At 61.2% G+C, this 10,782-nt stretch carries 9 protein-coding genes; 1 reads left to right on the plus strand and 8 read right to left on the minus strand.

Annotated elements, in window-relative coordinates; all coding sequences use genetic code 11:
* Positions 1 to 3: 3 nt before the first annotated feature.
* The 8 genes from EOD29_RS16935 to EOD29_RS16970 all read right to left on the minus strand — a co-directional run bounded on the left by EOD29_RS16935 (position 4) and on the right by EOD29_RS16970 (position 9,116).
* Complete coding sequence (locus tag EOD29_RS16935) at positions 4 to 2,283, minus strand: cation-translocating P-type ATPase (protein ID WP_063169220.1); 2,280 nt, start codon at positions 2,281 to 2,283, stop codon at positions 4 to 6.
* On the minus strand, positions 2,280 to 2,777 hold the full coding sequence (locus EOD29_RS16940; protein WP_063169221.1) for a FixH family protein: 498 nt from the start codon (positions 2,775 to 2,777) through the stop codon (positions 2,280 to 2,282). The genes EOD29_RS16935 and EOD29_RS16940 overlap by 4 nt, the downstream gene beginning before the upstream one ends.
* Positions 2,774 to 4,333 carry a cytochrome c oxidase accessory protein CcoG gene (gene ccoG / locus EOD29_RS16945; protein WP_063169222.1) on the minus strand — a complete coding sequence of 520 codons (1,560 nt, stop codon included), beginning with the start codon at positions 4,331 to 4,333 and terminating at the stop codon, positions 2,774 to 2,776. Before ccoG ends, EOD29_RS16940 begins: the two co-directional genes overlap by 4 nt.
* 167 nt (positions 4,334 to 4,500) lie before the next feature.
* Entirely contained in the window at positions 4,501 to 5,364 is an 864-nt protein-coding gene (gene ccoP, locus EOD29_RS16950; protein WP_063169223.1) for a cytochrome-c oxidase, cbb3-type subunit III, read from the minus strand.
* Positions 5,365 to 5,366: 2 nt separating this feature from the next.
* A complete protein-coding gene (locus tag EOD29_RS16955) occupies positions 5,367 to 5,516 on the minus strand; it encodes a cbb3-type cytochrome c oxidase subunit 3 (RefSeq protein ID WP_024502864.1) in 150 nt (49 codons plus the stop codon).
* An 11-nt stretch (positions 5,517 to 5,527) separates the two neighbouring features.
* Positions 5,528 to 6,259, minus strand: coding sequence for a cytochrome-c oxidase, cbb3-type subunit II (gene ccoO, locus EOD29_RS16960; RefSeq protein WP_063169224.1), 732 nt, complete (start codon positions 6,257 to 6,259; stop codon positions 5,528 to 5,530).
* On the minus strand, positions 6,259 to 7,878 hold the full coding sequence (gene ccoN, locus EOD29_RS16965; protein ID WP_063169225.1) for a cytochrome-c oxidase, cbb3-type subunit I: 1,620 nt from the start codon (positions 7,876 to 7,878) through the stop codon (positions 6,259 to 6,261). The genes ccoO and ccoN overlap by 1 nt, the downstream gene beginning before the upstream one ends.
* A gap of 494 nt (positions 7,879 to 8,372) precedes the next feature.
* Positions 8,373 to 9,116, minus strand: coding sequence for a Crp/Fnr family transcriptional regulator (locus EOD29_RS16970; RefSeq protein ID WP_127247246.1), 744 nt, complete (start codon positions 9,114 to 9,116; stop codon positions 8,373 to 8,375).
* Positions 9,117 to 9,268: 152 nt separating this feature from the next.
* On the opposite strand from EOD29_RS16970, the gene hemN reads away from it, so the two are divergent.
* Positions 9,269 to 10,618, plus strand: a complete 1,350-nt coding sequence (gene hemN / locus EOD29_RS16975) for an oxygen-independent coproporphyrinogen III oxidase (RefSeq protein WP_063169226.1) — start codon at positions 9,269 to 9,271, stop codon at positions 10,616 to 10,618.
* Positions 10,619 to 10,782: the final 164 nt, after the last annotated feature.

Below are 10,782 nucleotides of genomic sequence, written 5' to 3' on the forward strand. Positions count from 1 at the left end.
GGATTATGCCGAATAGCTGACTGCGGAGCGTCCGACTTTTTGAATAACTTGCAGCGTCGCATTCGCCCCGAAGCCGTGCAAGCGCAATGCGTTTCCAATAACAAGCACCGATGAGGCAGACATGGCAATCGCCGCTAACAAAGGCGTGGCGTGGCCCAGGATGGCGATCGGCACGGCGACGGCATTGTAGACGATCGCAATCGCGATGTTCTGGCGGATCAGGTGTCCCGCCTTGCGCGAGACGTCCAGCGCGAGAGGCACTGCCAGAAGGCTTTCGCGCAGGAATACGAAGTCGGCGGCATTGCGGCCAATGTCGGCGGCGGTGGCCGGAGCGATCGAGACATGCGCCGCGCTCAGCGCCGGCGTGTCGTTGAGGCCGTCGCCAACCATCAGAACCTTGTGTCCGTCTTTCGCCAGGGTCTCGATGCGCTCGACCTTGCCCGACGGCAGCAGGCACGGAACGAAGTCCTCGACACCCAGCATTCTTGCAACTTCACCGCAGGCACCTGCGGTATCGCCCGACAGCATTTGCATCGACACCCCAGTATCGTTCAATCGCTTGATCGCCGCCGCCGCGTCGGCGCGCAGCGCATCCTCGAAATCGAAGGTCGCGACAATGAACCCGTCTTTTGTCAGCACCGTTCCGCCATAGCCATGGTTGCCTTCACCACCGGTCCGGGCCTTCCATCCAGCCCATCCGCGTCGACCCAGCCGCCAGATGCTTCCGGCGACAGTGGCTTCGATCCCGAACCCCGGATGCTCTGTGACGGCATCGAATTTGTGTTGCCCGCCAGGAGCGGCAAAGCCGGTTATGGCCTTTGAAAACGGGTGACGCGAGTGCGCGGCCATGTCTGCCGCGATTGCCAGCATGGCCGGATCGATCGACGATGCATTGAGGAGCCGGGGTTGTCCGAGCGTGAGCGTTCCGGTCTTGTCGAACACTGCGTTATCAATCGTCGCCAGGCGCTCCATGGCCGAACCGTCCTTGACCATGATGCCGTTCTCGAACAGACGCCGCGCGGCGACCACCTGAACGATCGGTACGGCGAGGCCGAGCGCGCACGGGCAGGTGATGATCAGAACGGCAATGGCGATCGTCATCGCCCGGTGCCAGTCGCCCGTCGCCGCCATCCAACCCAGGAATGTCACGAAGGCGGTGAGATGAACCACGGGCGCGTAGAGTGCCGACACGCGATCAGCGATGCGGCGATAGTGCGCGCGACCGCCCTCTGCGGCTTCCATCAGCCGAACCATTTCGGCGAGGAACGAATCCTTCGCGGCGGCGGTCGCCTCGATCGTCAGCGGGCCGGTAAGATTGAGCACGCCGGCCTGCACGGCTTCGCCCGGCGCCACGTTTTTCGGCGCGCTTTCGCCTGAGGCCAGCGAGCAGTCGAGATCAGACGCTCCGTGGATGATCTTGCCGTCGACGGGGATCCTTTCACCGGCCGCGATCAGCAGCTGCATCCCCGGTTCGATCTCGCCAACCGGCAGATAGTCGCGCGCGCCATCGCCGCGCAGCACCATGGCGCCGCGTGCGGCCAGCTGCGACAGGCCTTTCACCGCGGTGCGGGCACGTTCGCGCATCACGTGATCCAGCGTCCTGCCGATCAAAAGGAAAAAAAGCAGCGAAACCGACGCGTCGAAATAGGCGTGGTCGCCATGGTTGATCGTCTCATAGAGGCTCATGGCGTAAGCGAGCGACACTCCGACCGCGATCGGCACGTCCATGTTCATGCGGCCGTGGCGCAGTGCATTCCAGGCCGAGCGGAAGAAGATGCCGCCGGCGAAGGCGAGCGCTGGGATGGCGATCAATGCGGAGACCCAGTGAAACAGGTCGCGGGTAGCCCCTTCGGCCCCGGACCAGACAGAGACCGAAAGCAGCATGATATTGCCCGCCGCGAACCCGGCAACCGCGACGGCGCGGATCAACTCCGAAAGCGTCCTGTCCTTTTCATCAATCTCGGGGGCGAAGAGATGCGCCTGGTAGCCGAGCCGTCCAAGCGCGGCGACGAACGGTGGAACCTCGTCGCCACGCCAGCGGACCGAGACCCGTTTCGTCGACAGGTTGACGCGGGCGCTCTCGACGCGATCGAGCGTTCCCAACGCCGTCTCGATCGTCTGGATACAAGCTGCGCAATGAACGCTCGGCACCGAAAGATCGGTTTGGCGGAGATCATCTCCAAGCGATCGGCTCGCCAGCCTGATCTCTTGACTAGACGGCAGGACCGACGTGGTGCTGCCCAGATCAAGCGCCATTTCGGCGCCCGGTGCACAACAACTCATTTCAGCGCTCCATGGGAAATCATGATCCTGCGGACTTCGCGGTAGGGCTCGGCCAGACCGGCGTCAGCGTCGACTTCGACGATCCAGACGCCATCCTTCGGCATGTGCTGGGCTGCGAATTCCTGGCCGGAGGCGAGGGCGAGGTTGACCGCCTTGTCCTCTTTCTCGTAGGCGGGATGGCGAAACAGCACCTTGACGCCATGCAAGGCAATCGGCTTGCCGACGGCGTCGGTAAGGCTATAGCGGACCTCGCCCCATGCGATGGTCAGCTTGCCGGTCCAGCCGAGCGCTGCCTGCGCCCGCCCCTCCTCGGCCTTCTTGTTGAACTGCTGGCTCGCCACATAGGTGTTTTCGACGACAAGGCCGGTCCAGCTCGTGTTGGCGAGCGTTGCCATCGTCAGATTGACCGCGATGACCACCCCGAAAAAGGCTAGGATGATGGCCAGCATGTGCCTGCCGGTGAATACGCGGGGTTTTTCAGCGTTAGCGGTCATCTGGCAGTCTCCGGCGCGTTGAAGGTGGCGGTGTATTCGTCCGCCTCGAAGCTCGCCTTGTCCTCGACACGGAACTTGAAGGTCTGCGCTGTGCCCTGGATTTGATCCGCCGGCTGGCGCACGAAGACCTTCAGCATTTTCAGGCGGTCGGGTTCGACCGGAATGGCAAAAGAACGGCCTTCCGGGATGTCGTCGCCGACCACGCTCATCTCGGCGCCCTGCAAGCCTTGAATCGCGACAACGATCGTCCTTGGCTCGGGGATCATGTTGAGCAGCTTGACGGTGTAGCCGTTGCGGATCGAGCCGTCGGACAGCGTGACAAATTGCGGATTGCGATCATGCAGCACGTTGACTTCGAGCCGATCGCGCGTCAGCAGCGAATAGAGCAGACCCAGGCCGATCAGCGACCAGATACCCATGTAGACGTAGGTGCGTGGCCGAAAGATCTTGCGGATATGGAAATGCGCCACCTTGTCGGAGAACAGGCCATCAGCGGTCCTGACCTGCGACGGGTTGACTGAACTGGAGCCGCCCGCGGTCGCCAGCATCATGTTGGCGTTGTAGTCGGACAGTGTCGCATAGGAGATCAGCCCGCGCTCCTTGCCGAGCTTGTCCATGACCCCGTCGCAGGCGTCTATGCACAGCGCGCAGGTGATGCATTCCATCTGCTGGCCATCGCGGATGTCGATCCCCATCGGGCAGACCGCGACGCAGGCATTGCAGTCGACGCAGTCACCGACCGGCAGCCCTGCGGCAAGGACCTTCTTGGCGTGGCGAGAACGCGGTTCGCCGCGCCAGTCATTGTAGGTGACGGTGAGAGAACTTTCGTCGAGCATCGCTGCCTGGATGCGCGGCCATGGGCACATGTAGGTGCAGACCTGCTCGCGCATCAGACCGCCGAACGTGTAGGTGGTAGCCGTCAGCACGGCGACAGTGATGTAGGCGACGGGTGGCGCGGTGCCGGTGAAGAGTTCGCCAACCAGCGTCGGCGCATCGGCAAAATAGAAAATCCAGGCGCCGCCGGTCGCCGCACCGATGACCAGCCAGACGGCGTGCTTCGATAAGCGCAGCATCAGCTTGCGGGCGGTCCAGGGGCCTGCATCGAGTTTCATGCGAGCGTTACGGTCGCCCTCTATCGCACGTTCGACGACGAGGAACAGATCGACCCACACCGTCTGAGGGCATGCATAGCCGCACCAGGCACGGCCGACAGTCGAGGTGATCAGGAAAAGACCGACGCCCGCCATGACCAGGAGGCCGGCCACATAGAAGAATTCCTGGGGCCATATCTCGATGAAGAAGAAGTAGAAGCGCCGGTTCGCGAGATCGAGCAGGACTGCCTGGTCCGGGGCAAATGGACCGCGAGCCCAAGGCAGCCACGCAGCCAGGTAATAGATGCCAAGTGTGATCGTCATCACCAGCCATTTGAAGCGACGAAAGTTGCCCGAGGCGCGCTTCGGAAAGATCTTTTGACGCGCGGCATAAAGCGGCTTGCGGGTTTTGGCGGAATTGACAGTTTCTGTTTCGAGCCCTGTCAACTGCGTCTTGTCACGCATGTGCAACTCCACTTTCCCAGCCAATGTCAGGGGCACCTGTCGTAAAGCCTCGCCGTAGGATAGCCTTGCCGGGTTGTGCAGATCGCATTAGGGATGGTGTCGAGGCCCGGCTCACGCCGGGCCTCGTCCGCTTGGCAGGGGGGACCGAAGAATAGGACCTTCCATTCCTATTCTCCGCCGCCAAGCGAATGGACATAAACTGCAAGTTCCTTGACCTTGATCTCGCCGAGACGGCCAACCCAGGCCGGCATGACGCCCTGTTTTGGCGCACGGACCTGTGCGGCGATGGCTGTCTCACCGGATCCATAGAGCCAGATCGCATCGGTCAGGTCGGGGGCGCCGAATTCCCTGTTGCCTTTTGCATTGTCGCCGTGACAGGCCACGCAATTCTCGGCAAAGACCTTGGCGCCGGGTTGGATCAGACTTGCATCGCGGACCTTGCCGGAAAGGCTGGCCACGTAGGCGCTGACTTGTGCGATCTGGTCGGCGGTAATGATGTCGCCGAAGGCCGGCATTTCCGACAGGCGCGTGTCCGGATCGGATGCGAAGCGGATGCCGTGCGTAATCGTCTGCTGGATCTGCTCGGCCTTGCCGCCCCACAGCCAGTCGTCGTCGTTGAGATTGGGAAAGCCCTTGGAACCCTGGGCGCCGGAGCCATGACATTGTACGCAATTGACCTTGAAAGCGGCGCCACCGGCGGCGATTGCGAATTCGCGCAGGCCGTCGTCCGCGGCGATTTCCGAGACGCTCTTGGACTCCACCGCCGAGATATATTTGCCCTTGGCGGCCTCAGCCGCGGTCAGCTCGTTCCTGACCTCGTTGCGGCTGGAATAGCCGAGCACACCCGTTGTCGCCGAGTGCAACAGAGGCCATGCTGGATAGGCAATGGTGTAGCCTATCGCCCAGACAATGGTGACGTAAAAAGTGATAACCCACCATCTGGGAAGCGGGTTGTTCAGCTCCCGGATACCATCCCATTCGTGGCCGGTGGTCGAGACGCCAGAGATTTCATCGATATGCTCGTCGCTCATGATCACTCGTCCTCGAGCGGAATGCGGGCCGCTTCGTCGGCCAGCCTTCGGCTGCCGGGGCGTAGGGCAAAGGCGATGCACCCCACGAAGAACAGCGCCATCGCAACCAGGCCCCAGCTGTCGGCAAACGCCCGCATCAAATTGTAGGTCATCAGCGTTCTCCTCAGCGGTAGCCGGCGGCTTCGTCGTAATTTTTGAAGTCGACCAGTGTGCCAAGCATCTGCAGGTAGGCGAGCAGGGCATCCATTTCGGTGACCTGTTGCGGGTTGCCGTCGAAGTCGCCGATCTTGGCTTTTGGGTAACGCGCCTCAAGGCCTGATGTGTCGGCATTGGGATCGGCCTGCGCCGCCAGATCCGCATTGGCGTGGGCGATCATGTCATCGGTGTAAGGGACGGCTACAAGCCTGTTGGCGACCAGATGCGTCGAGAAATCCTTCACGTCGATCGGCGTGTCTTTCAGGAACCCATAGCTCGGCATGATCGATTCCGGCACCACCGAGCGCGGGTCGGTAAGATGCGCGACATGCCATGCATTCGAGTAGCGGTCGCCAACTCTGGCGAGATCCGGCCCGGTGCGCTTCGATCCCCACTGGAAGGGGTGATCGTACATGGACTCGGCAGCCAGGCTGTAGTGGCCATAGCGCTCAACTTCGTCGCGGAACGGCCTGATCATCTGGCTATGACAGAGGTAGCAGCCCTCGCGCATATAGATGTTGCGCCCGACAAGTTCGAGCGGCGAATAGGGGCGCATGCCTTCCACCTTCTCGATCGTGTTGTCGAGATAGAAGAGAGGCGCGATCTCGACGATGCCGCCGACCGTCACCACGAGCAGCGAGCCAACGAGAAGAAGCGTGGCGTTCTTCTCGATGATTGCGTGTTTGTCCATCAAGCCCATTACCTGGCTCCTGATCGCGCAGGTCGGATGGCGACGGGGCTCGGCATCGGCTCCTCCTCGCGCTGGTGGCCGAGGATGGTCCTGGTGATGTTCCAGGCCATGATCAGGGCGCCGGAGAGGTACATGGCGCCGCCGATGGCGCGCAGGACATAGTAGGGGTGCATGGCGGCGACGGTTTCGGCGAAGGAGTAGACCAGGAAGCCCTGCTCGCCATATTCGCGCCACATCAGGCCCTGCATGATGCCGGACACCCACATCACCGCGGCGTAGACGACGATCCCGAGTGTCGCCAGCCAGAAGTGCCAGGTGACGAGCCTCAGCGAGTAGAGCCGTTGACGGTTCCAGAGCTTCGGGACCATGTAGTAGATCGCGCCGAACGAGATCATGCCGACCCAGCCGAGCGCACCCGAATGGACGTGCCCGATGGTCCAGTCGGTATAATGCGACAGCGAATTGACCGCCCGGATCGCCATGATGGGGCCTTCGAAGGTCGACATGCCATAGAAGGCGACGGCCATCACCATCATGCGGATGATCGGATCGGTGCGCAGCTTGTCCCAGGCGCCGGACAGCGTCATCAGGCCGTTGATCATGCCGCCCCAGGACGGCATCCACAGCATGATCGAGAACACCATGCCGAGCGTCTGCGCCCAATCGGGCAAGGCGGTGTAGTGCAGGTGATGCGGCCCGGCCCAGATGTAGAGAAAGATGATAGCCCAGAAATGGACGATCGACAGCCGGTACGAATAGACTGGCCGGTTCGCCTGCTTGGGCACGAAATAATACATCATGCCGAGGAAGCCGGCGGTGAGAAAGAAGCCGACCGCGTTGTGGCCGTACCACCATTGCGTCAAGGCGTCCTGGACCCCTGAAAAGGCGGAGTAGCTCTTGGAGCCCGGGAACGAGACTGGTATGGACAGGTTGTTGACCACATGCAGCATCGCGATGGTCACGATGAACGACAGGTAGAACCAGTTGGCCACGTAGATATGCGGTTCCTTGCGCTTCAGGATCGTGCCAAGGAACAGAATGAGGTAGGCGACCCAGACGATGGTCAGCCAGACATCCACATACCATTCGGGTTCGGCGTACTCGCGGCCCTCGGTGATGCCGAGCAGGTAGCCGGTCGCGGCCATGACGATGAACAGCTGGTAGCCCCAGAAGACGAACCAGGCGAGATCACGGCCGAAGAGGCGCGCGCGGCAGGTGCGCTGCACGACATACAGAGACGTGCAAAGCAGCGCGTTGCCGCCGAAGGCGAAAACGACACCGGATGTGTGCAACGGCCGCAAACGACCGAAATTGAACCAGGGCTGGATGTTGAGATCGGGGTAGGCGAGCTGCAGCGCGATCACCACGCCGACCAGCATGCCGACGACACCCCAGAACACGGTGGCGATCGCGCCGTAGCGGATCGGACCATCCATGTAAGCGGATGGGTCAATCGGAGCTGCTGGCCTGAACTCCGTGTTGCGCAACAGGATCGCAGTGAAACCAGCCACTGCGAAGAACAACACCCACATGTGTCGGCGGAAAGGTTCATCCACGCCGAAGCCGGCGGCCACCAGGGCCGCAAAAGCGAACACGCTTAGAAGGACGATCTCTGTGCCGAATTTCATTGCAGATCCCGATCTCGAATCTGGTGGATGCCAAATCCGCAGCGCACTAATCGCGCAGCCGCCGCCCCCTCGCCCTGATCTATGTCAGGCCGCACGATTTTGTGCGGCGCAATCAGCAGGTGGCGAATGAACGAGGAACGCAGCGCGGGCTCACTCCCTCATGGAAGGCGTTCCCTGGGTTGGGCGGGCGCAGACGCGATCGCTGAGGCGAAAGCTGAGGCTCTGCGCGCGTTGGATGCTATTGCCGATGCCCTGCCAAACGTTGTTCGGATCCCATTGGAAACGAACGCGATCGTTCCGCCGAGCCGTGGCAGATTAAGGACCATGCTTCGCCGGTATGTGCCGAAACACACCTGGCGATTGGTCACGTTCCTATCAAAGCCCGAAAGCTGTTTGTCTCGACAACCGTGACGCCGCTTCGTCGAAGGCGCGGCGACATCGCATTAAAAGGCAAACACGGCCCGCCCCGGAGTCATGCGACATGGCCTCGCCGCTTAGGGCCGCTCGCGTCCGCCGCCACAGCGCTTCTCCAGACGGCTTATGCTGTCCACCGTCACATGGCGTGCGTTCTCAATCCGAAACACCCCGTCAGCCCGCAATCGCGTCAGTTGGCGGCTCACGGTCTCGCTGGTGATTCCAAGGAAATCAGACATTTCGGCACGCGTCAGCGGCAGATCGAAGGAGGCCGACCCGGAAGCCGCATCGAGACTGGAATCGATATTCCGGGCCATCATGAGGAGAAAAGTCGCCACCTTTTCCGGAGCTGTCTTGCGCCCCAGCGTCACCATCCACTCGCGCGCCTCATCGAGTTCATTCAGCGTCTGTTTGAGCAGGCGATGCTCGAATTCCCGTGACGCCTTCATCATCCGTTCGACGGCCGCTCGCGGAAACGAACACAGCGTGACTGCTGTTGCCGCTTCCGCATTGATCGAGCTTTCCTCCTTGAAAGGACGTCCCAGAAAATCCGGTGCAAACTGGAGACCGACGATCTGCTGGCGCCCATCCGACAGGCTCTTTGATAGCTTTACCACGCCTGAAAGCACGTTGGAGTAGCTGTCGACGTTCTGTGCCTCGCCGGTCAACTCCATTCCTGACTCGATCCGGCGACGCGAGCAAGTCTTGGCGAGCCCAACCAAATTGTCTGGATCGAGCGCACCGCAGACACCGCGACGCCGTGCCTCGCAAGGGAAGCAAAGAACAGGAATGCCGGAACTATGAATGTCTTGCCGAAAGGTCATGCGTTCGCCTTACCCGATCCTAACTGCCGGCAGGATACCCATCCAGGGTAGAGAAATCCTGCGGCGGTTTGTCCATGAGCGCGGCTGATCGAGATCAGGGTCTGCTTCAGCGATGCGTGCAGTGTTCCGGCGGGCAACACGGTGAACGCGAGATGCAATCGGAAATAGCTGTCAAACTCAGCGAGAACGTCCCACGCTACACCAGCTATCCGACGGCGCCGCATTTCCATTCGGGGATCGATGCTGCCATTTACCGTGGCTGGTTGGAGACGCTGGAAAGCGGCGACGAAATCTCGCTGTACCTGCACATTCCTTACTGCGACAAGCTCTGCTGGTTCTGCGCCTGCCACACCAAGCAGACGCACCAATATGAGCCGGTGGCCGCTTATCTGCGCTCGCTGAATGCCGAAATCGTCACGATTGCCGGTCTGGTGAGCGGCAAGGCACATGTCCGTGCAATCCACTTCGGTGGCGGTTCGCCAACTATTCTGAGGCCCGATGATATGGTTGCTCTTGGAGCGGCCTTGCGGGACAGCTTCGACCTTCTCCCGGATGCTACGGTCAGCATCGAAATCGAAACCAACGACATGGACAAGGCGCGCCTTGATGCACTTGCTCAAATCGGCGTAACGCGGGCGAGCCTCGGCGTGCAGGATTTCGATCCGCAAGTGCAAAAAGCAATTAATCGTGAGCAGAGTTTTTTGCAGACCAAGGCAGTCGTCGACGGGGTTCGTTCGCGGGGCGTCGAATCGGTCAATCTGGACCTGCTCTACGGGCTCCCGAATCAGACACGCGAGACGATCTGTTCCACGGTGGCGCAGGCACTGACCTTGGAGCCAGACCGGATGGCCCTGTTCGGCTACGCACATGTGCCCTGGTTCAAGAAGCATCAGACGATGATCGACGAGGCATGGCTGCCGAGTCCCACTGAGCGTTTCGCCCAATCTCAACTCGCGGCGCGGGCAATTGTCGCCAAGGGATATGAGGCAATAGGACTCGATCATTTCGCGAAGCCCGACGATGCGCTGGCCATAGCGGCCCGCGCAGGGGTTTTGCATCGCAATTTTCAGGGCTACACTGAGGATCGCTGCCCGACACTGATCGGACTTGGCCCTTCGTCCATCGGTCGTTTTCGCCAAGGCTACGTGCAGAACATGGCTTCGACTGCCGGGTACGGGCGCATGGTTGCGGATGGCGGGTTGGCTGCCGTCCGCGGCGTTGCCCTTTCCGACGACGATCGCGTCCGTGGCTGGATCATCGAGCGGCTGATGTGTGATTTTGCCTTCTCGGCAGTCGACCTGGTGGAGCGGTTCGGCAAAGCCGGCGAGCAGCTCCTTCATCGCTCGAGGTCCATCGCACTCCACGATCCTGCCCGAGCGCTTGAATTCGATGGTGACAGTTTCCTCGTACGGACTGAAAGTCGCCCCTTCATTCGAACCATCGCGGCCAAGTTCGATACATATTTCAAAGGGGGAACGGCGAGGCACTCGGTGGCGGTCTGAGCAAAGCACAGTGCGCTCGCCGTTTGGTCGATCGGCGAACCAGCTGCGTTCGTTTTGACCGCTCATAGGCGACTACCGCATCAAATCGTCGACCGTGAACAATCCGAGCCCTAAGCGGCGACCGGCTTCGGCCGGATTTGAAGCAGGGCAATCAAGAGCGACAA

The sequence above is a fragment of the Mesorhizobium sp. M1A.T.Ca.IN.004.03.1.1 genome (assembly GCF_003997555.1).
GTDB lineage: Bacteria > Pseudomonadota > Alphaproteobacteria > Rhizobiales > Rhizobiaceae > Mesorhizobium.

Coding starts and splice junctions, on each gene's coding strand:
- EOD29_RS16940 (WP_063169221.1), bottom strand. CDS start 2,777: ATGACCGCTAACGCTGAAAAACCCCGCGTATTCACCGGCAGGCACATG.
- ccoG (WP_063169222.1), bottom strand. CDS start 4,333: ATGCGTGACAAGACGCAGTTGACAGGGCTCGAAACAGAAACTGTCAAT.
- EOD29_RS16935 (WP_063169220.1), bottom strand. CDS start 2,283: ATGAGTTGTTGTGCACCGGGCGCCGAAATGGCGCTTGATCTGGGCAGC.
- ccoN (WP_063169225.1), bottom strand. CDS start 7,878: ATGAAATTCGGCACAGAGATCGTCCTTCTAAGCGTGTTCGCTTTTGCG.
- EOD29_RS16970 (WP_127247246.1), bottom strand. CDS start 9,116: ATGACCTTTCGGCAAGACATTCATAGTTCCGGCATTCCTGTTCTTTGC.
- ccoP (WP_063169223.1), bottom strand. CDS start 5,364: ATGAGCGACGAGCATATCGATGAAATCTCTGGCGTCTCGACCACCGGC.
- ccoO (WP_063169224.1), bottom strand. CDS start 6,259: ATGGGCTTGATGGACAAACACGCAATCATCGAGAAGAACGCCACGCTT.
- hemN (WP_063169226.1), top strand. CDS start 9,269: ATGCAATCGGAAATAGCTGTCAAACTCAGCGAGAACGTCCCACGCTAC.
- EOD29_RS16955 (WP_024502864.1), bottom strand. CDS start 5,516: ATGACCTACAATTTGATGCGGGCGTTTGCCGACAGCTGGGGCCTGGTT.